Genomic DNA, 22,082 nt, shown 5'->3' on the forward strand with positions numbered 1-22,082 from the left:
AACGCGTTAGACCTTGGTGCCATTTCGATAGGAATAGCTCGGTGACTTGAACGTCACGAGTTCTTCGGCTGCACTAGGATGCAGAGCAATTGTCCGATCTAGGTCCTTTTTGGTCGCGCCCATGCCAACGGCAATGGCAACCATCTGGATCATTTCGCCCGAACTTGGACCGAGCAGATGCACACCCAAGACCTTGCCCTCGTCTTTTTCGGTGATCAGCTTGATCACCACACGCTCCTGCCGATCGGAGAGCGTATTCGCCATGGGGCGGAAACGAGCAAGGTAGACGTCGACATCACCTGATTGAGCGACGGCTTCGTCTTCGGTCAGGCCAACAGTCCCGATCTCCGGCTCCGAGAACACAGCGGTGGGGATCAGGGAATGATCGACCGTCAGCGGATTGTTGTTGAATAGTGTTTCAGCGAAGTACCACCCTTCGCGAATAGCCACTGGGGTCAATTGCACGCGACCGGTGACATCGCCCACCGCATAGACGGATGGAACGTTCGTCTTCGAAAACGCGTCGACGACAATGTTCTTCTGGCCATCGAGAGCGACTCCTGCGGTTTCAAGCCCAAGACCATCAGTATTGGGTGTGCGACCGGTGGCGAACATAACTTGGCTATAGCTGGCGCTGTCGCCAGATTTGAAGGTGACAGTGACGCCGTCTGCGCTCTTTGCCAGGCCTGCAACACCATCGTTATAGCGCAGCGCGATGCCACGCGCCTTAAGGCCAAACTCGAGCCCGTCGCTCATGTCCTTGTCGAAAGTGCGCAGCAGCCTATCGCGGCGATAGACGAGTGACGTGTCCACACCTAGGCCCGCGAAGATGGTGGCGAACTCAACGGCGATGTAACCGCCGCCCTCAATAAGGATCGACTTAGGCAGTTCAGGCAGATCGAAGGCTTCGTTGGAAGAAATGCCCAGTTCCTTGCCCGGAACGTCGGGAATGAACGGGGTCGCGCCTGTGGCGACGAGAATGTACTTAGTCGTCAGCTCGCGGTCGCCCTTGAGCAGCTTTACGCTGTTTGGACCGGTAACGACGGCGCGGTCGCGAATGATTTCTGCACCCGGCTTGGCCAGATTGGTTGCGTAGGCGTTTTCGAGACGGGTGATCTCTTTTTCCTTGGCAGCGACAAGGGTCGGCCAATCAAAGCTTGCATCCACCTGCCAGCCAAAACTCTCGGCGAGCTCAAACTCGTCGCGGAAGCGCGAGGCATAAACATAGAGCTTTTTGGGAACGCAGCCACGGATCACACACGTGCCGCCAACCCGGAATTCTTCAACGACCGCGACTTTGGCACCGTAAGTCGCCGCCATACGCGCCGCGCGAACTCCGCCAGAACCTGCACCAATAACAATCAGGTCGTAATCAAAGCTCATCGCGGCACCTAAGTTTCATCGCCAATACGCGCTGTATATGGGGCAAAAGCTTAGGCAAAAAAAGACCCCGCACTGGGCGGGGTCAATCAGATTATTTTTGATCACGCCTTAGAGCGTGATGCCCTTGTCACGCAGACCCGCGCGAACCTTGGCAAAGAATTCGACGCGCAGGTTGTTTTCGTAAACCTGAAGAATGCGCTGGAGGTCCATGTTCACTTCCGAATTCGCCGCTGCCAGCTTCTGGCCAACCGCAGAATCGTAGAAGTTCACGATTTGCTGCAACTCATCGGTGGTGAAACGCAGAGCGTAAACACGTGCGAACTGATCGAGCAGATCACCCTTACGGCCGTTGTATTCCTTGATAACGTCGCCGATGACTTCATCGAGCTGCGCTTCAATTTCAGGGTTCTGCGTCAACAGCTGAGCCATGCTGTCGATACCAACCGTAACAACGGTGGTTTCGAAAACCGCAGCACGGTCCGTCAGATCAACATACTTACGAGCCAGCGCCAGCTGCTCTGGAGCAACTTCCTGCGCAAAGGTCGGGGCGCTAAACGCAAGCGCGCCTGCTGCCACTGCCGCAAATGCGGCGACTCGTGCGCCACGAATCCAATTACGGTTCACAAAGGTCATCAGCCCCGGTCCACCCTCAATCAATTACCTGTTTCAATCACCACTACGCCATCTGGCGTCGCGACATAAGCCTTGCGGCACATATTCAGGAAAAGTCCGTGTTGGACAACACCCGGAATGTTCAGCAGGTCGTTCGAAAGCACTTCTGGCTGCGAAATACGGCCAAAAAAAGCGTCAAGGATCAAGTGTCCACCGTCAGTGACAAAGACTTGCCCTTTATCTTCGCCGCGTAACTTGAGGCCGCCCTCCGCTCCATGGGCCTTAAGAACCTCCTCGACAGAGCGGCGCGTCGCGCCCAAGCCGAAGCGGTTGACCTCAATAGGCAAAGGAAAACGACCGAGCATTTCGACGCGCTTGGTGCCATCGGCGATAACAATCATCGCGTCTGAGGCAGCGGCCACAATCTTTTCACGCAGCAGCGCGCCGCCACCACCCTTGATGAGATTGAGGTGTTCATCGAGTTCATCGGCACCGTCAACAGTCAGATCAAGGCGATCCAAAGTATCGAGATCTGACAAAGGGATATTCAGGCTTTTGGCTTGTGCGGCAGTGACTTCAGAAGTCGGCACACAGATCACGTCCAGACCGTCTGCAACACGCTGGCCCAACAGATCAACGAAGTGCTTGGCGGTCGAGCCGGTGCCCAATCCCAGCCGCATGCCGGACTTTACGTCCGCAACAGCCATTTCCGCCGCTTTACGCTTGAGGTCTTCGCTCATGCCAAAATCCTTCTATCCGATGGCCCGCGATGTGGCAGGACCCAGTGTTCGCGTCAACCAAACCTTCGTCGCGTATGCGCGCCGACCAGGAGCAATTGTAACCGACTAGCAACACAATAACCGTATGATGCGTCGCGGAAAGCCGCCAATGGCCTGCATTATCTTTTCTAGTGCCCTTGGTCGCAGTAAGTACACAAGTTGTCGCGACATAGGTACTGAGTCGCACAGTCAATAAGGCCAAGTGGACGCATGAGCATTACAAAAATAGCACTGGCGTTCGGTCTGTCGATCCTGCTGGCGATCAGCACGGTCCTACCGAGCTCCGCCGCACGCTGGTACAACCCAGATACAAATCAGTTCGAAGAACGTGTCGCGACACCGGGTGGCCGCGGCGGCAGCCCAATCAAGAAGCAAGTGGTTGATTACGAAACCAACCAGAAGCCCGGCACGATTGTTATCGAAACCGGTGAACGCCGCCTGTATCTCGTCTTAGAAGACGGTAAAGCGATGAAGTATGGTATCGGCGTTGGCCGCGACGGTTTCACTTGGAGCGGCGCGCACCGGGTAACCCGCAAGGCAGAATGGCCCACTTGGACGCCGCCGCCAGCAATGCGCAAGCGCGTCCCAGACCTGCCAGCCTTCATGCCGGGCGGCCCTGATAACCCGATGGGCGCACGGGCTCTCTACATCGGCTCGACGCTCTACCGCGTCCACGGCACGTCTGAGCCTTGGTCGATTGGACAAGCCGTTTCATCCGGTTGTATTCGTCTGACCAATGACGACGTTATCGACCTTTATGATCGTGTTCAGGTTGGCGCACGCATCGTCGTCAATCACTGATCGACGCCAAATAGATTTTGAAGGGTCGCTTCGGCGGCCCTTTTTGTTTTCTACGCTTTCCGTCGCATCATTCGGCCATTAGATTGGGCGACATGAATGCATCTATCGCGCCATCACGACCGCTCATTGACCGCTATGGTCGACAGATCAGCTATCTGCGCATTTCGGTGACAGATCGCTGTGATTTCCGCTGCGTCTATTGCATGGCCGAAGAGATGACCTTCCTGCCCAAAAAGGAAGTGCTCAGCTTTGAAGAAATCGAAGCGATTGCTGAGGCGTTTATCGCACGCGGTACGACCAAAATCCGCCTGACCGGCGGGGAGCCTCTGGTCCGGCGTGATATCATGGATTTGGTGCGCAGCCTCGGAAGCCATATCGGCGAGGGGCTCGAAGAACTCACACTGACGACGAATGGTAGCCAGCTGGCGAAATATGCCGAAGACCTAAAGGCCGCCGGTGTTGAGCGGATCAATGTGTCTCTCGACACTCTCGACGAACAGCGATTTCGGGAGATCACTCGGCGCGGACGGATCGGTGACGTCTTCCAAGGCATTGACGCTGCATTAGCTTCTGGCCTCAAGCTCAAAATCAACATGGTCGCCATGCGTGGCGTCAATGACGATGAGATTGGCGCCATGATGGCTTGGGCCCATGGCAAGGGCATGGGCCTCACGCTGATCGAAGGCATGCCGCTCGGCGAGGTGGGGCTAGATCGCGTCGATAGCTACCTGCCCCTGCGCGAGCTCCACGATCAGCTAAAGCAGCGGTATACGCTCACGCGTTTGGATAAGCGCACGGGCGGGCCTGCCCGCTATGTGCATGTGGCCGAGACCGACGGCATTTTGGGTTTCATAACGCCGATGAGCCACAATTTTTGTGAGAGCTGCAATCGGGTCCGTCTAACGGCGACAGGCCAGCTGTTCTTGTGCCTTGGCCAAGAGGACCAAGTCAGTTTACGTGATGCGTTGCGTGATGGCGGCCTCGAAGGGCTTGAAGCCGCCATGGACCAAGCGATGCTCATAAAGCCCAAGGGCCATGATTTCGTGATTGATCGTGCGCGACCAGAGCCAGCGCTGGGGCGTCATATGAGCGTGACCGGGGGCTAGTCGCCCCCAATCGCTACCCGCAAAGCCTATTTGTCGTCGTCAACAACGATGGCGAAATCGAGCGGCAGAGCCGTCGTGTATTTGATCTGCCCCATCGCGAAGGCCGAGCTGACGTCGGTCAGGTTAATTTTGCTAATGAGGCGCTTATAGAATGTGTCATAGGCACCAATGTCTGGCACCACCACGCGCATCAAATAATCGACCTCGCCGCTCATGCGATAGAATTCCACGACTTCTGGAAATTCATCAATCACACCAGCGAATTTGCGCATCCAAGCATCGTTGTGCTCGTTTGTTTTGACCGAGACAAATACGGTAACGCCAACATTGACCTTGCCCGGATCGAGGACAGCAACACGACGCTGAATAACGCCGTCTTCTTCCATTTTTTGAATGCGGCGCCAGCATGGAGTGGTCGACAACCCGACTTTACGCCCAATCTCGGCGACCGGCATCGTCGCGTCTTTTTGTAGAATGGTGAGTATTTTACGGTCAATTTTGTCGAGCGCCATTCTGCTCCCCCAGAAATCAGATTCCACTACAAGGCCGAACCAACCGGCCAACTGGCCCTTCTGAGTGCCACATCGGCGAATTTTGCGCAATAAAATTGCGCACGACAACGTGTTCGAACGTCTCAGGAGAATATTAACCAGTTTCTAGCCGCGCACCGCCGGTCGGATATGCCCAATGCGGCGGGTTAGATACACGCCTCGTTAACCACGAGACGCCTAATGTCCCACAAAGATGGTGCGAGCGCGTAATTGCTCGCTGTTGTGTAACGAGTAAGAGTCCATGGCGTCCATGCCGGCTTATATTGCCGATGACCGTTTGCGTTCGGCGCGCGACGGCAAGCGCATCGCCCAAAAAACGGTGTTGGAAGCACGTCAACGATTGACGTCCAGTTCTGGCACGCGCGCTGATTTCGATTATGAATTGATGCGGGACTACGCCAACGCCCGCCTCGGCGCAGCGCTGCCCATGGCAGCAATCATTATCATTCTTGCCGTCGTTGCCAGCTTCTGGGTCCCGTTGACCATTACGGGCCTATGGGCCGGGGTCGTTATTGCGAGCCTGCTCGTGGTCGTGCTGATGGCGCGCCGCTTCTTGTCGGTGCCCCCAAACCGTTTCAACGCTGCCCGCTGGACCACTAACTTCGCTATCGCTGAAACCATCGGCGGCATGGCCCTCGCCTTGCTTGCAGTCTTCCCAATGCTGGAAGCACAAGCGGGCCTGACGCCGGTACTGTTTGCCATGGTGCTGGTGACCATCGCCAGCAATGCCATAGCCACGCACACACTGCCCATTGCAACGCTCGCAAGCACCCTGCCCGTAACAATCTCAGCATCGGCTGTGATGATGCTGGCTGGTGGCACATTGAACTTCACCCTGTCGGCCGTGGCCATCTGTGGGGAAGTGTTTTTCCTCTACCTCGCTCGCCAGCTTCACGCTTCCGAACTTGAGACGATCGCGCACCAGGCCGAAAAGGATGCGCTGATCGCTGAGCTGGAAGAAGCGCGCAACATGTCGGACGAAGCGCGCCGCCACGCTGAGCAGGCCAACATTGCCAAGAGCCAGTTTCTGGCAACGATGAGCCACGAATTGCGCACGCCACTGAACGCGATCATCGGCTTCTCCGAAGTGCTCAAATCCGAGCTATTGGGCGCGCACCAAGTTGCGCAGTATCGCGAGTATGCGACCGATATTCACGCCAGTGGCCAGCATTTGCTGAACCTTATCAATGAGCTGCTTGACCTCAGCCGCATTGAGGCAGGCAAATACGAGCTCAACGAAGAAGCAGTATCGCTGATCGACATTTCGGAAGATTGCCGCCGCATGATGGAACTGCGCGCGCGCTCACGCGGTATCGAGTTGGCCTATAATTTTGGCGACAACCTGCCAAAACTCTGGGGTGACGAACGCGCCATCCGCCAAGTTGTGCTCAACCTTCTGTCCAACGCCATCAAGTTCACCCCCCAAAACGGCAAGGTGGTTTTGGTCGTGCAGCGCAGCGCTGACGGCGGGCAAATGATCTCGGTTAAGGACAATGGTCCGGGCATCCCAGAAAACGAAATCGAGACCGTTCTGTCGTCATTCGGTCAGGGATCTCTGGCACAGAAGACGGCCGAACAAGGCGCTGGACTGGGCCTGCCGATCGTTCAAAAGATCATGGACCTGCACCAAGGTCGTTTTGATCTCTTCTCCAAGCTACGCTTTGGCACAGAGGTCATTGCGACTTTCCCGCGCCAGCGCGTGATGGATGCCGTTGCGCCAGTTGTTGAACGCCAAGACCGCCTCGAGATTTATTCCGCAGCGGGATAAGCTTTCACATCGCCTGACATAGGATCGACATTTTCGACGCGGATAGCGACTATGTCCGCGTCGGAGGATTTTATGCGAATTTTAGCGTCTCTACTGTTTTTCGGTTTCAGCCTGACTGTTGGCATTGCGCAAGAGGCCACTTCCACTGCACCGATGGCGCCAACCGAAGAGGTTGAAGACGAGACGTTCGACACTTCATACCATTTTTCTCCCACCACCTCGGCGCGCATTGAGCGCGAGTTCCTTGAAGAAATCCGCTGGTCGGCAGGCGTGGAAGCGCGCGACAATCTGCGAGAGGCTTTTGAGAAAAACTCGGCTCTGGACACTTGGCAGGAGCTCGTGGCCAAGGATGGGCTGGAGCTGGGAAATGTCGCGGATGCGCTGACGTCGTATTGGATTCTCAACTGGATCACGGCTAACGGCGCTTACTCGACCAAGGTCGACAATTCCGCCGTTCAGACGCAACTCCGCGCTGCGTTTTCGATCGATCCTGCCTTCGCCCAGCTGAGCGACCAGCAAAAGCAGATCATGGCCGAGACTTACATCCGGCACTTCCTGGTGGAGCACGCGGCCCTCAATGCCGCAGTGAAGGCAAAGGACATCACCGCGCTCGAAATGCTTGCGGCAGCTTCGGTATTGCGCTTCCGCAACGACATGAGCGTTGACCTTTTGGCCCTTGAACCGGGGCCAAAAGGTTTTGATTTTAAGCCGCTGCCAGATGAAACCTCGGCAGAGAACTAGGCCTGCTTGTTCGAGACCGAGGCCGATTCAAAGGTTGCCATATTGTTGTGAAGGTGCAGCGCGGTCTTGGCCATGACGGCTGCGAGTGCGGCACCCGTGCCTTCACCAAGACGCATACCAAGATCGAGCAAGCCAACCTGCCCCAGGTTTTCCAAGACGCGCGCGTGGGCGGTTTCGGCCGAAACATGCGCAAAGAGGCAGTGATTGATCGCGGCTGGGTTGATCGCGTGGGCGATAGCAGCGGCGGCCGTGGCCACATAACCATCAATAACAACAGGAACTTTCTGGTGGCGAGCCGCGAGCAAGGCGCCGAGCATGGCCGCGATCTCCCGGCCGCCGAGGCGTGCGAGAATCTCAAGCGGGTGCTCGAGATTTCCGGCATGGAAGGCCAAAGCACGATCGACTGCATCGGCCTTGCGCGCGAGGCCCGCATCGTCAACGCCGGTACCCCGACCAACCCAGTCCGCGCCATTGCCGCCATAAAGCGCTGCGTAAATGGCGGCAGCGATTGTGGTATTTCCGATCCCCATTTCGCCCAAGCAGATCAGATCCGGCTTACCGGCGACGGCTTCCATGCCATAGGCGATGGTTGCAGCGCACATCTGATCGTCGAGGGCTGGCTCCTTAGTGATATCGCCTGTGGGCAGTTCAAGGGCGAGTTCAAAGACGCGCAGATTGATCTCGTGCAGTCCGCAAATCTGCGAAATCGCAGCGCCACCATTCGTGAAATTCTGGACCATTTGCGCGGTCACTTCACGCGGATAAGGCGACACACCCTGATCCGTAACCCCATGATTTCCCGCGAAGATCGTGACCATAGGATTGTCGAGACGCGGCTTGGAACGGTGCTGCCAACGCGCAAGAAACTCGACCAATTCTTCCAGACGCCCGAGCGAGCCGACGGGCTTTGTGAGCGCTGCGTCGCGCTGGCGCACTGCCGCGACCGCGGCATCATCGCCATCGGGTACTGCAATCAACAGTTCAATGATGTCGGCAAATGCGGGATTGAGAGCGGGCATGGTAGGTCCGGCGCAATATGTTAGAGAAGCGCGGGTCTTGTTGCCCATATCGGAGCTGAATGCAATTGACCGATTTGCCGAAAGAACCGGGCGAAACGCACGCTAAGAGCAATGCCCTCACCCGGTTTTGGGCGGATATTGTGATGACGCTGCGATTCTTTTCGCGGCTACCGACCGGGTCTTCGCTGCATGAAGTTCCCGACTTAGGGCGGATCGCGCGGGCCCTGCCCTTCGCCTCCATCATCATCGGCATATTCCCAATTGCTGTTTTAGTGCTTGGGGTTAGCGCGGGTCTGCCGACCGCTTTTGCGGCGACCTTGGCGGTTGCGGCGATGATCATTGTCGGCGGCGGGATGATGGAAGACGCTATCGCCGATGCGGCCGATGGGCTGTTTGGCGGCTATACGCCGGAGCGGCGGCTGGAGATTTTTAAGGACAGTCGGCACGGCACTTATGGGGTGGCGGCGCTGTGTCTGTTTCTGGTTTTGCGTGTCACCGCCCTCACCGCAATGGCTGAACAGACCGCGATTATGGGGGCCATTTTGTGGCTTTGTGCCAGCACTTATGGGCGCGTGGCGGGGCTTTGGATGGCACATGCCCTGCCTCCAGCGCGTTCTGACGGCGTCGCGGCCACAGCCGGCGTTCTCTCCGCGCGCGACTTCTGGATTGGCATAGCGCTGACGACAATTCTGTTCTGCATCGGCTGCGGATTTTATGTGGGCCCGATTGGCACTCTGGTCGCGATGGCAGGCATCGGGCTCCTGAGCTTTGGCTGGACCAAATGGTGCATGCGGCTCGTGAAGGGACAAACGGGCGACCTTTTGGGCGCAGCGGGCGCGCTGGGTGAGATCGTCGGGATCACTCTTTTACTTCTCTTCATTTAACGCCTTTAAAATGTCGGCAGTGCGCGCCTAAATGGACTGCGTGCGACGGTGCGGAGCGAAACGAGAATGCTGTTTATTGGCCTAGCCCTGGTGATCGCGGTTGGCATTGCGCTGTTGATCAGCGCCGATGCAGGCACGCTGATCGGCCTGAGCCAAATGCAGACGGCCCAGCTGGTGCCGCTGGTAATTATTTTGATCATAGTGGCGGGTGGCATGTCTGCCCGCCGGTTCCGAGCGGCTGAACTGGTCGGCGGGGTGATTGGCTGGGTCGGGATTTTCGCCATTGTCATCGTCACCTACACCTATCGCGATGAGATTTTTAATGTCGCCCAGCGCGTCGCGGGCGAACTCCAGCCCGGCGTGGCGCTTGTCGATGCGCAAGGCGGCACGGCGACGTTCCGCCGTGGCATGAACGGGCACTTTGAAGTGCGCACGAACGTGAACGGCCACGAAACCCCAATGGTGTTCGACACGGGCGCATCGACTGTGGTGCTGACCGTACCGGATGCGGAAGCGGCGGGGATTAATACCGAGGATTTGCGCTATATCGTGCCGGTCTCCACCGCCAATGGGCAAGGCCTCGCCGCACGGGTGCGGCTAAGCTCGATCAGCGTTGGCGGTATTGAGCGGCGCAATATCACGGCGCTGGTGACGCGCGAAGGCGTGTTGGAAACCAGCCTTTTAGGCATGACTTTCCTAGAAACGCTCAGCCGCTATTCGGTGACGCAGAATTCGCTCGAAATCGCCGATTAGGTCATTTCTTCAACAGCGCGGTCTTCGACCACGGCCACTGCGCGCGCAAACACTTCCGGTCCCGCGCCTGCCTTGCAGGCATCGACACTCATGATTTGCCGGAACTGACGCGCGCCGGGATGGCCATTAGCGAGGCCCAGCATGTGGCGGGCGATATTGTTCAGCCGCGTGCCCTTAGCCAATTCGCCTTCGGCATAATCGGCCATAGCAGACATGATTTGCGTGAAATCGGGCACGGCGCGGGTGTCGTCGAAGAGACGCGCATCCACCTCGGCCATCAGCATGGGATTGTGATAGGCCGCGCGGCCCACCATCACCCCATCCATATGCTGCATATGCTCATCGATCTGCTCAAAGGTTTCGATGCCGCCATTGATCAGCATCTGCACATGCGGCAGGCGCTGCTTTAGGCGATAAACGCGGGCATATTCGAGCGGCGGAATGGTGCGGTTTTCTTTGGGCGACAGGCCCTTCAGCCACGCCTTGCGCGCGTGGACATAAAGCGCGTCCACTTCGGCTTCGACCATTTTGTCGGCGAAGCGATCCAAGCTCTCTTCAATGTCCTGATCATCAATACCGATGCGGCATTTGACGGTGACGGGGAGCGAGGTTGCGTCGCGCATGGCCTTCACACAGTCAGCCACGAGATCAGGCTCGGCCATGAGGCAGGCGCCAAAGCGGCCGGACTGGACGCGATCTGACGGGCAACCGACATTGAGATTGATCTCGTTATAGCCAAAAGTTTCGGCGATTTTGCACGCTGTGGCGAGATCGACAGGGTCGGACCCGCCCAATTGCAAAGCGACGGGCTGTTCGACCGGATCAAACCGCAGGTGACGCTCCGCATCGCCATGCACCACCGCACCCGTTGTCACCATTTCGGTGAACAGCAGGGAATGGTGCGTCAGCAGCCGATGGAGCACGCGGCAGTGCCGGTCGGTCCAATCGAGCATAGGGGCGACGGAGAACCGTCGGGAGCGTTTTAGGGTCTGAATGTCCATGCGTATTCTATCTGCACCACGTCGAGGGATCGTGGCACGGCACTAAACTTTTGCCGTCTGTACCATGGAGAGGGCGATAGGGCCACTCAAAGAGATGTGGGGGCGATAGGGCTGTCCGCAACTTCACAGCGGACGGGTATCGCCCCCGAATGCGCCGCGTGGGATCGACGGAAACGGGTGTGGTTTGCGGACTGACGGCTTATATGCAGAATGACGGCTAAGTTAACGCATACATAAGGGCGGTAGATTGAATTTGAACAATGTCGTTCGATTAATCTTGCTTGCCCTAGTTTTGCTCGGAGTCGTCTCCTTCTGCACGCTTGATTTTGGTTATTGGGAAAGCAGCGCAGAATATGAGCCCGATGAATTGACCGTCACGGTTGGCCGAAGTGGAGGCTCCCGAATCCTTAAGCTGGTCGATCGGCAAGGAGCGCTTGTCGAAGTAAGCCTACTCACTGAGTGGGGACCAGATTTGCGGACCAATCTATACCGAACGGAAGATGGAAAGCTGGGAATCATCGACTTCGCAGGTGCATGGAAAGTTTTACAGGCACCACTCAGGCTGGAGCGGGCCAAACCGTCGGACCATTGGGACTACGTCGGCACCTTTATGCGCGATGGATACGCACCGGCGTCACAAGCAAAGGAGTGCATGGACATATTGCTTGATGAGCCGCCGCCACCCGACCGAAGCGAGATGTATCGCAGGCGATGCTAAAGATGTGAGCACATGCTTAGGTGTCTGCTTTGGGAGGAGTGATGACGCGGCTCAAATGACCGCAATGTGAGAAGGGAAGGTTTGGTGCTTTCAATGGTCTTGCGACGGTCGCGCCAAGTGAAGAGCCCTTGCCTCAGGGCCGAGAGTGACGGCTGGTCGCGGGGGATGCTAGTGGCTGGAGCGAAGCGCTCGGAAGGGTGAAGTTTGATGGGCAAGGGCTGCGGACGCCTTTGTTGATCACGACATTTGCCACACACTCTCGCCGTCATCCTAGGCCTTGAGCCGAGGGGCTGTGCTTGCTGATACGAGAGCTTGGTGAGTGGTGGGCTCCACTCGGCGTTATCCTCGGGCTTGTCCCAGGGATCCAGTGCAATCGTGGTTCAGACTGGATTGCCGGGACGGGCCCGGCAATGACGGCGTTGAGGGTGCGGTGCGTCAGTAACGGAGGCCCCCGCTTTCGCGGGGGTACGGGGTGAAAAGTGCAGGCCTAAAGTGTAGCGCCATCCGGTCAAGCCCGAGGGTGACGGCTGGCGTTGTGTGACGATTGGCGGGAAGGTGACGCACGCACCCAAGGGTGCCGAGCGCAATGAGGGGTATATCCTGATCACTGAAACGATCGCATAGACCAGAACCCAAAGTCTTCGTGGGGGACGAAAGGCAGTGGAGACCAGACCAAACGTAGAGCGTTTGCCGAGCGGGCGCTCCACATTTGCTCCAGATGGTCAGCCCGTGAATTTGCATCACCGGCGCCAGATAAGCCTACGTTCGATCGTCGACATGGCACATACTGGCGATAAGGACCTCTCAACTGGAATTTGGAATGAAGTTTGAGCAATTTTCGGCACTCATGAAAATGGGGCAGGATCAAACGTTTAATCTGGGAACCCCTGACACTGCCCCCTCAAGGGATTGGATTGAGAGTGCCGAAGTTGCGCTCGGTCACGCGTTCCCGCCAAGCTACCTAGAGTTCCTGGCTAGACATGGCGGCGGCGAAATCCATGGCGACGAGATCTTCTCCATTTATGGGATACCATTTGATCAAGGGGTTGGTGGGGACATCGTCTATCAGACTAAAAAGCTTAGAAGCGACGGCCGTATCGGAGAGGTCGATGTTGCCATTTGCGTAACGGGGTTTGGCGAAATATTTGTATTGGACAGCACCAGTGTTGGCGACGACCGGGAATATGAGGTCATCCGCATAGTCGGAAAAGAGCGCGAGTGGTACGCGCCTTCCTTCGTCGACTTTTTATTGAAATTCTCGGCGGCCAACTAGCCCATCAAGCTCACATCGCTCGAAACGATAATCGGCCTGGCTCGCACCGAGGTTCAAGATCACCGTCGTTGGAGGAGCGACGGCGACATCGTAGCTCAGCGAAGCGCTCGGAAGGGTGAAGTTTGATGGGCAAGGGCTGCGGACGCCTTTGTTGACCGCGACATTGGCCACACACTCTCACCGTCACCCTCGGCCTTGAGCCGAGGGGCTGTACTTGCTGAGGCGGAGAGTTTGGGGAGATGAGGTGTTTCAATCAGCGTCATCCTCGGGCTTGTCCCGGGGATCCTGTGCGATGGCGGTTCCGACTGGATTGCCGGGACGGGCCCGGCAATGACGGGGTGGAGAGTTCGGAGCGTCAGTAACGGAGGCCCCCGCTTTCGCGGGGATACGGGGTGGAAAGTGTTGGCTTGAAGTGTAGCGCCATCGGGTCAGGCCCGAGGGGGACGACGAGGGCTGGTTTGAAGGCAAGGTCAGGTTACCACCAGCGCCCAGTGCTCCTGACATCGCTAATCAGAACGGCGACTGAATAGGCGATGGCGATGATCATCCCAAGACTGATGAGGATATCCACATCGTTGGCGGCACCACTCCGAAACCGCTCGTAAAGAGACGGCCCTTTATTCGGATATGTTCCCGGCCGAGCGAAGGAAAAGACGGCTAACACGAACACAGTGCCGATTAGTTGATAAAGCCCGTACGATGATCGACCATGTCCAAGTCGCGACAATTCACTACCTTCCACAATAGAAATAGAGTTGTACTAATAATTCGGAAACAAGATTTCTCGACAGCTCGATAGCAAATTTCATTACCAATACTGAACACTATAACCTAAAACCAATGACGGCTCTTTTGTAAACTTTATTAAAACTGACTGCGTTAAGCAGAAATCAGAACCACAATAGACGAGACGATTTCCACTCCATAGCTTGCCAATAATGCAATGAATCGCCCAGTTTAGTTTTTCCATGTCTTATATGCTTGACCCACCACCCAAGCGATTCAGAAATCTCATGATCACTTGGGCACTAACCGCCGCAGTCATTCGAGTGGCGTTCGGCTTTGTGGAATTCAAAGGGATCATAATTTTCCCGTCGCACGGTGATGCGTCGATCCTTCTTGCAACATTTGTCTTCGCGTTTATTCTGTACGTTAAAACACCAGCTGGCGATGACGAGGACTAGGCCGTATTGAGGCTATTCGCACCAAAACTGCACCGTGAGCATGGGCTGTTTCAGAAAATACCCCTGTGGGAGCGGGGCAGGTTTCGCTGGCCTGCGTCCGTGTGAGAATTGGAAAGTGAAGAGCCCTCGGGTCTGGCACGAGGGTGACGGCTCGTGGTGGTTGCCGCATGGGACGATCCCTAGGCACGCGTAGAACAGCCAAAAATCCCTACCATTCCAGCGTAGCCCCCGCCCAAAAAATCATTTAGTTTCGTGTGGTTCGTTGTGCTGGGGAGGGCCGATGACCGCTTCGTCTAATCGCAATATTGCTGTCATCGATATTGGCAAAACCAATGCGAAACTGGTTTTGCTGGGGGGCAATGGACAGCTTATCGATACGCGCTCGACACCCAATCGGTCCATCGAATTGGACGTGGGTGGGACCACTATTCTCGCTCATGACACAGAGCGGCTCTGGAAGTTTATTCTCGACGGGTTGCGGGCGTTTGAGGCGGAGTATGGGGTGGGGGCGATTTCCATCACCACGCATGGCGCAACGGCGGCACTGGTGGCGGGGGATGAATTGGCCCTGCCGGTGCTCGACTATGAAAGCCCCCTGCCCGAGACTTGTGCGCAAGCCTATGCGCTGGCGCGAGGGGAGTTTGAAGAAACACTGTCGCCGCGCTTGCCCAATGGGCTCAACCTTGGGGCGCAGATTTTCTGGCAGGCGCAGAGTTTCCCGGACAAGTTTGCGCGGGTAACGGCGATCCTGACCTATCCGCAATATTGGGCTTGGCGGCTGACCGGAAAGCGCGCCAGCGAGGCGACCTCATTGGGATGCCATACCGATCTGTGGAACCCCAATACGGGGGATTTTTCGGAAGTGGTGGTGCAGCAAGGGTGGCGCGCGCTGTTTCCGCCCGTCAAACCGGCTGCTGCGGTTTTGGGGCATATTACGGCACGGGTGGCAGTTGAGACCGGGCTGCCCGCAGACACGCCGGTTTGCTCGGGCATTCACGATTCAAACGCGTCGCTGGTGCCCTATCTCACCCGGTTTCAGAATCCGGTTACTGTCATATCCAGCGGCACCTGGACCATTTGCATGACCCTTGGGGGCAGCACTGCAGCGCTCGACAAGGAACGCGACAGTCTGGCCAATGTCGACGCGCTGGGGCGTCCTGTACCGACGGCGCGGTTTATGGGGGGGCGCGAGTTCGATCTCTTGGTGCCGAACTATGCCGAGCCGAGCGCGGCGGACATTGCTTTCGTGATCGAGCAGCAGGTGCAGGCCTATCCGAGTTTTGTCGCCGGCGTGGGCCCCTACGGGCAGAGGCGAGGCGAATGGTCTGTGGACAAGTCGGTGCTGACAGAGGGGCAGCGCACGGCTGCTGCGACACTGTACCTCGCGCATTTGACCCGCGCAGCCTTGGGACTTTGCGGGGTCGGCGAGGCGATTATTGTGGAGGGGCCGCTGGCGCGGAACGCCTTGTATTGCCGGGCTTTGACGGCGCTGACCGAGAGGCCGGTCCACGCCTCGCAGGACAGCACAGGAACCAGTTTCGGGGCCGCGGTATTATGTTGTGAAGATCTCCCTCAAGCCCCCCTCCCTGCGGCATTTCCGCCGCTTGTCGTACAAGGGTTCAAAAATTACAGCGAAGGTTGGGAGAAAAAGACCAAGAATCTCTAGCGTCTAAGACGCACTATACAAGGACTAGCCATGACGAGCCGTAAACACCGCGTCGTAATTGTGGGCGCCGGGTTCGGCGGAATGGCTGCGGCGAAGGCCTTGAAGTCCGCTGACGCCGAAGTGGTGGTGATCGACCGTCGCAACCACCACTTGTTTCAGCCCCTGCTCTATCAAGTCGCGACCGCCGCGCTGAGCCCTTCGGAAATCGCTTGGCCGATCCGCCACATTTTGCGCAGCCAAGAGAATGCGCATGTGTTGATGGCGACAGTGACCGGCATCGATACCGGGGCGCGCGAAGTTGTGCTCGAGGACGGTACGCGCGAAGCCTATGACAGCCTGATTTTGGCGACGGGTGCGCAGCACGCCTATTTCGGCCATGACGAGTGGGAAAAATACGCGCCGGGCCTGAAGACGCTCGAAGACGCGACCGCTATTCGCCGCAAGCTGCTGCTGGCTTTTGAAGCCGCAGAGCGCGAGAACGACCCAGAAAAGCGCAAGGCGCTGCTAACCTTCGCTGTGATCGGCGCGGGTCCGACGGGTGTGGAACTGGCAGGCGCGATTATCGAATTGGGCCGGATTTCGCTCAAGAACCAGTTCACCCACATTAAGCCTGAAGAGCTGCGCGTGGTGTTGATCGAAGCCGCGGGCAAGGTGTTGGGCAACTTCCGTCCGGCATTGTCGGATTATACGCTGAGCGCGCTCAATAAGCTGGGCGTAGAAGTGGAACTTGGCTCGGCTGTGGTGCATATCGACGATGAAGGCGTGCGCTATGGCGTGAAATACCTGCCGACGCGCACTGTTATCTGGGCCGCGGGTGTGTCGGCGTCGCCGGCTGCCAAGTGGCTGGGCATTGAAGGCGACCGCGCAGGCCGCGTGCAGGTTGGCGATGATCTGCGCGTGCCGGGCATGGACAATGTTTTCGTCATCGGCGACGTGGCAAGCACGACTTTCAACGGCAAGCCTGTGCCGGGTGTGGCTCCTGCTGCCAAGCAGATGGGCGCCTATGTGGCAGGCGTTATCAACCGTCGCCTCGTGGGCGATAGGCGGCATGTGCCGTTCAACTATAAGCACGCGGGCGATCTGGCGACGATCGGCAAGCGCTCGGCAGTGACCGACTTCGGCAAGGTGGTGTTCACCGGCTGGGTGGCGTGGTGGCTATGGTGCATTGCGCACGTCTATTTCCTCGTTGAAATCAAGACGCGCATCTTCGTGACTATCAGCTGGCTGTGGACCCATTTCACCGGGCAGCGCTCGAACCGGCTTATTGTTCACGGCGCGGCAGAAACCAAAAAGCCGCTCGAAGAAGTCACCGAGAAATAAAATTAGGGCCAGCTTTCGCTGGCCCTTTTGTTTTAGTCGACGAGGGGCACGGCAGCGGCTTGTCGCGCCACTTTGCGCTCGCGCAGCCAGATATAAATACCCGAACCAATGATGATCGAAGCGCCGAGGATAAACCAAGCATCCGGCGGCTCGTTGAAAATCAACCAGCTGGCAATCGAGAGATAGACGAGGCTGACATAGGTGAAGGGCGCGAGGATGGACGCGCCCGCGTATCGGAGGGCCGTGGAGTTTAAGATGTGCCCGAAGAGCCCGGCGGCACCCATAACGAAGAAAGCAACCCAAGAGATCGAGCTTTGTGGCCAGACCCAGCCTGTGAGCGCCACTGGGGCCAAAAGCGTGATCGGCACAATGCTGGCGTAAAACTGCTGTGTCAGAGCGGCATCTACCCCCGCGAGCTTGCGGGTGAAAATGGTGAAGAGTGCGAGGAAGACCGCGCAGCCAAGGCTGATGAATGCCGCGGGGTGGAAAGCCTCAGAGCCGGGGCGAACTATGATCAGCGTGCCGATAAAGCCAATGCCGATGGCCATCCAGCGACGCCAGCCCACCTTTTCGCCCAGCATGGGACCGGACAGAGCGCAGACCATGAGCGGCGCCGTGAAGGCAATGGCGCTGGTGACGGTGAGGGGCAGATAGCTCATCGCCCAGAAGTTGAGCGAGGTGGTGCTAAACAGGCAAAAGCCGCGCACAAGCTCAAGCTTGATATTGCCCGAGCGGAACAGGTTTTTGCCCTGCACCGGCAGGAAGAGCAGCATGAGCAAAATGAAGTGCATGCCATAGCGCACGAAGACGATTTCGGTGGTCGGCATGCCCGAGAGCGCCAGCCATTTGGCCGATATATCGAGCACCAGTAGCACAACTTGGGACAGCATCAGGAAGCCAATGGCGGTGTTGACGCGGTTCTCGACCGGCAAAACAGGAAAAGCCATTAGCGAAACTCAAACGACGGCCCGCCCAGAGTGGGCGTGGACGAAAATTCTATGAACAAGGGTGGTACTCCGCGGCGGGGGTCTTATGCGCCGCATCGGTAGGGTTGAAGAAAGCCGCACCCAAGTCAATAGGTGCGGCTCACAATCTTGTATGGAAGCTTAGAGCGTTCCCGGTTTAGAAGGTTTCAGCGAGGTGCTGAACCGTCAAACCCTCTGACAGCGTTGCAACGCTAACCTCCGCGCCGCGGCGTGATGTGAAGGTGAGCGACACAGGACGACCCGGCAGAAGTGTGACCGCATTGTCGGAGAAATAGCCCGGAACATTGGTCGACGCCGTGACAAAGAATGCGGGGGCGTCCGCCTCAAGGGTAAGGACCGGCTGACCATTTGCCTCGCTCCACTTGGACGAGACGACCGCCTGGGGCAGTTCAAAAGCCTTGTAAGGTTTGAGGAAGAAGTCGTTTTCGCCCAGAATAGTGCCGTCGGCGTCTTTCCAGATGAAATAGAGGAACTCGTCCTCAGCAAGGGTGCTCGTGGCGATTTCGGTTACAGCAATGGCCGCATCGGGACCGACAGCGGCATTGCCCGACCACAGCTGCCGCTGTCCGCCGGAAACGCGAACCGCGAGGACTTCGAGCGCGATCGTTGCGGCGTGGCCTGTGTCATTGATTGCCTTGAGGACGATTTCACTCGGCAGCTGGCCTTCAACGGGAATGCCACGCGTATTGGTGCGCACTTCGGTGTGCTGAGGCACGGCGACAACATTGATCGGCAGGAAGAAGCGGCGCGCCATATAGTGCATCAGCTTCCACTGACCGCCGTAATCGAGGGACGACCAAGACGCGACCGGCCAGAGATCGTTGATTTGCCAGTAGAGCGTGCCCATGCAGCGCGGCTTGGTGGAACGCCAATATTCAATGGCCGTCTTGATCGCGAGACCCTGCTGGATTTGCGACAGGAACACCATCTGGGTGAAATCGCGCGGGAAGCGGAAGTAGCGCGTCATGGTTTCGAGAATGCGCGCATTGCCGCCCGCATTGCGCTGGTGGTTTTCCATGACGGGCGACGATGGATTGCGATCCTTTTCCTCAGAGAAGGTCTCGATGACATTCATTGAGGTGAAGCTCTGGAAGCCGAATTCGGAGGCAAAGCGCGGATTGACCGTGCGGTAGGCTTCAAAGCTTTTGGCGGAGTGCCAAACGTCCCAATAGTGGAGGTCACCGCGCGTGTCGGAATGCCAGCCATCGGAGAAGTCCATATAGCCCAGCGAAGGGGAGGACGGCCAGAACCGACGGATTGGGTCTTCGTCTTCGACGATGCGATGGAGGAGCGAATTTACGCGGTCATAATTGGCTATGTAGCGCTCTTTGTCCTTCTTGGTTTCGGGATACCAATCGAGCGAGCCAATGACCTCGTTATCGCCGCACCAGAGGGCGATGCAAGCGTGGTGCGACAGGCGGCGGACCTGCTGGGTGACTTCCGTTTCGATGGACGCCAGGAACTCACGGTTGGACGGATAGCTCATGCAGGCGAACATGAAGTCGTGCCAGATGAGAATGCCGAGCTCATCGCATTTGTCGTAGAACCAATCGGGCTCGAACTGCCCACCGCCCCAAATGCGCAGCATGTTCATATTGGCGGCTTTGGCGCTGGCGAGGAGATCTCCAACAACTTCTGGCGTGATGCGCGAAGGGATCGCATCAGCAGGAATCCAATTGGCGCCCATCATAGTGATATCGCGACCATTGATACGGCACTTGAAGGTGTGGTCGATCTCGTCCTTTTCGATCACCCATTGGAGATCGCGCAGGCCAATCTTGCGGGTGGTGACTTCACCTTCAAGGTCGGTGACGAGCTCATAAAGATGCTGTTCGCCCTGCCCTGCTGGCCACCACAGTTTTGGATCGTGGATCGTGACATTGTGGGTGAGGACGTTCTCGCCCTTTTGGACCGCAACACGATCAAGGATCTGATGACCACCGATGGTGTGGGCGACTTCAACCTCGCCATGAGCGAAAGCGTGAACGATGGTTTTGATCGAGAGCTCAACGGTGGTTTTGCCGTGAACCTGATCGACCTGCACGCTTTCCTGCCGAGCGAGGCGCGATTTGCGCAGGCTCATGGTGCCATAGACGCCAACCGGCATGGTGCAGATGCCCCAATCCCAACCCGCGTGGCATGCGGGCTTACGGATGAAGTTCATCGGAATGCCCTTCAGCCCATTGGTCTGGTAGTTTTTGGTGAAGGGAATGGGGAATGGGTGCGCTGCGGCGCGGGCGTTGGCGATGTCTTCGGCAACGGCGAACTCAAGGCGCAGAGTGTTGTCGCCAAGCCGTACTTTGCCGGTCACGTCGATGTCGTAGCGGATGAAGGTGTTGTCCGTGCGGGCAATCTCTTCGCCGTTGAGGAAGATCGTGGCGATACAATCGACCTCTGAAAGCGTCAGGGTCAGATAGCCATCAATGTCGGCCTCTGTCGCGGAGAAGACGCGATCCATGGTCCAAGCGGTTTCACCGACCCAAAGCACCTGCTTTTCGTTCTCGCCCCAATAGGGATCGGGGATCAAATCGGCATTCAATAGCGCGGTATGCACGTCGCCCGGCAGAGCGATGGTGGTCGCAATGTCGCGCGAGATAGCGCGCAACGAAAAGTCACCGCCCAAAGACAGGGCGGCGTTATACGCCGGAACGGCCATGACAAGTCCTCCTCAACTGGCAAAAGGGCCAGTGCAATCGATTTCGATCACCTTATTTGTAGCGGAGGGAATGGTGGCGTCTAGGGGGGCGAGAGGATTTTGTATGGAAGGATTTTGGCAAGGCGCGAGGACGTGGGAAGGAAATTTGCCGATAGCGCCACATGCTCAGATCGCTTGTGATGCGTGAATGATTTTTGAGGTGGGGCGATGGCAGAAACACCGGTGATAGAGGTCCAGTGGTCATCGCTCGCCACTGACGACGCTTTAGCCATCGTCGAGTTCATCGCTGACGACAATCCACGAGCAGCGGAAGCACTCGTTGATTTGATAGAACAAAGGGTCGGTCAACTTGCAATTATGCCCAACCGAGGACGCGTCGGCCGCGTAACTGGGACCAGAGAACTCGTGCGGACGCCCAACTATATAGCAGTCTATCGGCATGAGGCGGGACGGGTTCATGTTCTACGCGTGCTACACTCTATGCAGCAGTGGCCTAGGACTTGAGACGAGAGCGGAAGGCGGCTACGGCCTGACCACGTGACTGAGTGGGGGCGTCGCTTGCTAGCGCCTGCTGAACTTTTGCGCTGAACCACTCATCGTAAGCGGCTTGGTCCGCAATCAAACCCGGTGGCAGAGTACCTTCGTGCGCGACACGAGTGAGGAGAATGCGAACGGCATCGGAAACGGTGAGGCCGACATTGGCCAATGCCTCAGAAGCCTGGGCTTTGAGGTTATCATCGACACGAACGTGGAGCATGCTGGTTTTTGCGGCCATGCCGGAGTGTGTATCTCAAAAGAGATACAGTCAAGGTCGAGTGTTTGAGCCTCAGCCATGCAACGTGAGAACTGGTCTCAGTCTCAGTTCTTCACCCGCGGGCTTG

20 protein-coding genes are annotated in these 22,082 nt (G+C 57.4%); 11 read left to right on the forward strand and 9 right to left on the reverse strand.

Translation table 11 applies throughout. From position 1 onward, the window contains the following. Nucleotides 1-6: 6 nt before the first annotated feature. The 3 genes from gor to rpiA form a co-directional block, all read right to left on the reverse strand. Nucleotides 7-1,383, reverse strand: coding sequence for a glutathione-disulfide reductase (gene gor, locus JHL21_RS07050; RefSeq protein WP_200212697.1), 1,377 nt, complete (start codon nt 1,381-1,383; stop codon nt 7-9). Between the two features lie 108 nt (nt 1,384-1,491). Continuing rightward, nucleotides 1,492-2,016: a DUF2059 domain-containing protein gene (locus JHL21_RS07055; protein WP_200212698.1), complete on the reverse strand. Its 525-nt coding sequence runs from the start codon at nt 2,014-2,016 to the stop codon at nt 1,492-1,494. 20 nt (nt 2,017-2,036) lie between these two features. Further along, nucleotides 2,037-2,735 (reverse strand): ribose-5-phosphate isomerase RpiA, encoded by a 699-nt coding sequence (gene rpiA, locus JHL21_RS07060; protein ID WP_200212700.1) that lies wholly within the window; start codon nt 2,733-2,735, stop codon nt 2,037-2,039. Between the two features lie 249 nt (nt 2,736-2,984). On the opposite strand from rpiA, the gene JHL21_RS07065 reads away from it, so the two are divergent. Together JHL21_RS07065 and moaA are read left to right on the forward strand one after the other, a co-directional pair. After that, on the forward strand, nt 2,985-3,575 hold the full coding sequence (locus JHL21_RS07065) for a L,D-transpeptidase (protein WP_169194705.1): 591 nt from the start codon (nt 2,985-2,987) through the stop codon (nt 3,573-3,575). Between the two features lie 92 nt (nt 3,576-3,667). Continuing rightward, entirely contained in the window at nt 3,668-4,681 is a 1,014-nt protein-coding gene (gene moaA / locus JHL21_RS07070) for a GTP 3',8-cyclase MoaA (protein WP_200212701.1), read from the forward strand. A 26-nt stretch (nt 4,682-4,707) separates the two neighbouring features. Here the strand turns inward: moaA and JHL21_RS07075 are convergent, their stop codons facing one another. Continuing rightward, entirely contained in the window at nt 4,708-5,193 is a 486-nt protein-coding gene (locus tag JHL21_RS07075) for an Lrp/AsnC family transcriptional regulator (RefSeq protein WP_169194703.1), read from the reverse strand. 280 nt (nt 5,194-5,473) lie between these two features. Here JHL21_RS07075 and JHL21_RS07080 point away from each other — a divergent pair, with 280 nt between their 5' ends. Together JHL21_RS07080 and JHL21_RS07085 are read left to right on the forward strand one after the other, a co-directional pair. Next, complete coding sequence (locus JHL21_RS07080; protein WP_254081965.1) at nt 5,474-7,000, forward strand: sensor histidine kinase KdpD; 1,527 nt, start codon at nt 5,474-5,476, stop codon at nt 6,998-7,000. A 72-nt stretch (nt 7,001-7,072) separates the two neighbouring features. Then, nucleotides 7,073-7,741 (forward strand): DUF6683 family protein, encoded by a 669-nt coding sequence (locus JHL21_RS07085; RefSeq protein ID WP_200212702.1) that lies wholly within the window; start codon nt 7,073-7,075, stop codon nt 7,739-7,741. Here JHL21_RS07085 and cobT read toward each other — a convergent pair. Continuing rightward, the gene (gene cobT, locus JHL21_RS07090; protein WP_200212703.1) at nt 7,738-8,760 is read right to left on the reverse strand and encodes a nicotinate-nucleotide--dimethylbenzimidazole phosphoribosyltransferase; all 1,023 of its coding nucleotides are present in this window, start codon (nt 8,758-8,760) and stop codon (nt 7,738-7,740) included. The two genes, JHL21_RS07085 and cobT, sit on opposite strands and share 4 nt — an antisense overlap. Nucleotides 8,761-8,825: 65 nt before the next feature. Between cobT and JHL21_RS07095 the strand changes: the two genes are divergently transcribed. Then, nucleotides 8,826-9,644, forward strand: a complete 819-nt coding sequence (locus tag JHL21_RS07095; protein WP_200212704.1) for an adenosylcobinamide-GDP ribazoletransferase — start codon at nt 8,826-8,828, stop codon at nt 9,642-9,644. Nucleotides 9,645-9,710: 66 nt separating this feature from the next. Beyond that, complete coding sequence (locus tag JHL21_RS07100) at nt 9,711-10,397, forward strand: TIGR02281 family clan AA aspartic protease (RefSeq protein WP_200212705.1); 687 nt, start codon at nt 9,711-9,713, stop codon at nt 10,395-10,397. On the opposite strand, the gene dusA is transcribed toward JHL21_RS07100, so the two are convergent. Next, nucleotides 10,394-11,398, reverse strand: a complete 1,005-nt coding sequence (gene dusA / locus JHL21_RS07105) for a tRNA dihydrouridine(20/20a) synthase DusA (protein ID WP_200212707.1) — start codon at nt 11,396-11,398, stop codon at nt 10,394-10,396. The two genes, JHL21_RS07100 and dusA, sit on opposite strands and share 4 nt — an antisense overlap. A 247-nt stretch (nt 11,399-11,645) precedes the next feature. Between dusA and JHL21_RS07110 the strand changes: the two genes are divergently transcribed. From JHL21_RS07110 to JHL21_RS07125, 4 genes are all read left to right on the forward strand, one after another. Next, nucleotides 11,646-12,116, forward strand: coding sequence for a hypothetical protein (locus JHL21_RS07110; RefSeq protein WP_200212708.1), 471 nt, complete (start codon nt 11,646-11,648; stop codon nt 12,114-12,116). Nucleotides 12,117-12,936: 820 nt separating this feature from the next. Further along, nucleotides 12,937-13,389 (forward strand): SMI1/KNR4 family protein, encoded by a 453-nt coding sequence (locus tag JHL21_RS07115; RefSeq protein ID WP_200212709.1) that lies wholly within the window; start codon nt 12,937-12,939, stop codon nt 13,387-13,389. A gap of 1,464 nt (nt 13,390-14,853) precedes the next feature. After that, the gene (locus tag JHL21_RS07120; protein WP_200212710.1) at nt 14,854-16,239 is read left to right on the forward strand and encodes an FGGY-family carbohydrate kinase; all 1,386 of its coding nucleotides are present in this window, start codon (nt 14,854-14,856) and stop codon (nt 16,237-16,239) included. A 30-nt stretch (nt 16,240-16,269) separates the two neighbouring features. Continuing rightward, nucleotides 16,270-17,559, forward strand: coding sequence for an NAD(P)/FAD-dependent oxidoreductase (locus JHL21_RS07125; protein WP_200212711.1), 1,290 nt, complete (start codon nt 16,270-16,272; stop codon nt 17,557-17,559). 32 nt (nt 17,560-17,591) lie between these two features. On the opposite strand, the gene JHL21_RS07130 is transcribed toward JHL21_RS07125, so the two are convergent. Further along, nucleotides 17,592-18,506 carry a DMT family transporter gene (locus JHL21_RS07130; RefSeq protein ID WP_200212713.1) on the reverse strand — a complete coding sequence of 305 codons (915 nt, stop codon included), beginning with the start codon at nt 18,504-18,506 and terminating at the stop codon, nt 17,592-17,594. 175 nt (nt 18,507-18,681) lie between these two features. Continuing rightward, nucleotides 18,682-21,201 (reverse strand): glycoside hydrolase family 2 protein, encoded by a 2,520-nt coding sequence (locus JHL21_RS07135; RefSeq protein WP_200212714.1) that lies wholly within the window; start codon nt 21,199-21,201, stop codon nt 18,682-18,684. A gap of 207 nt (nt 21,202-21,408) precedes the next feature. Here JHL21_RS07135 and JHL21_RS07140 point away from each other — a divergent pair, with 207 nt between their 5' ends. Further along, a complete protein-coding gene (locus JHL21_RS07140) occupies nt 21,409-21,705 on the forward strand; it encodes a type II toxin-antitoxin system RelE/ParE family toxin (protein ID WP_200212715.1) in 297 nt (98 codons plus the stop codon). On the opposite strand, the gene JHL21_RS07145 is transcribed toward JHL21_RS07140, so the two are convergent. Then, nucleotides 21,695-21,976, reverse strand: a complete 282-nt coding sequence (locus JHL21_RS07145) for a type II toxin-antitoxin system RelB/DinJ family antitoxin (protein ID WP_200212716.1) — start codon at nt 21,974-21,976, stop codon at nt 21,695-21,697. The two genes, JHL21_RS07140 and JHL21_RS07145, sit on opposite strands and share 11 nt — an antisense overlap. Nucleotides 21,977-22,082 lie beyond the last annotated feature (106 nt).

Origin of the sequence: Devosia sp. WQ 349K1, from assembly GCF_016595685.1 — a bacterium.
GTDB lineage: Bacteria > Pseudomonadota > Alphaproteobacteria > Rhizobiales > Devosiaceae > Devosia.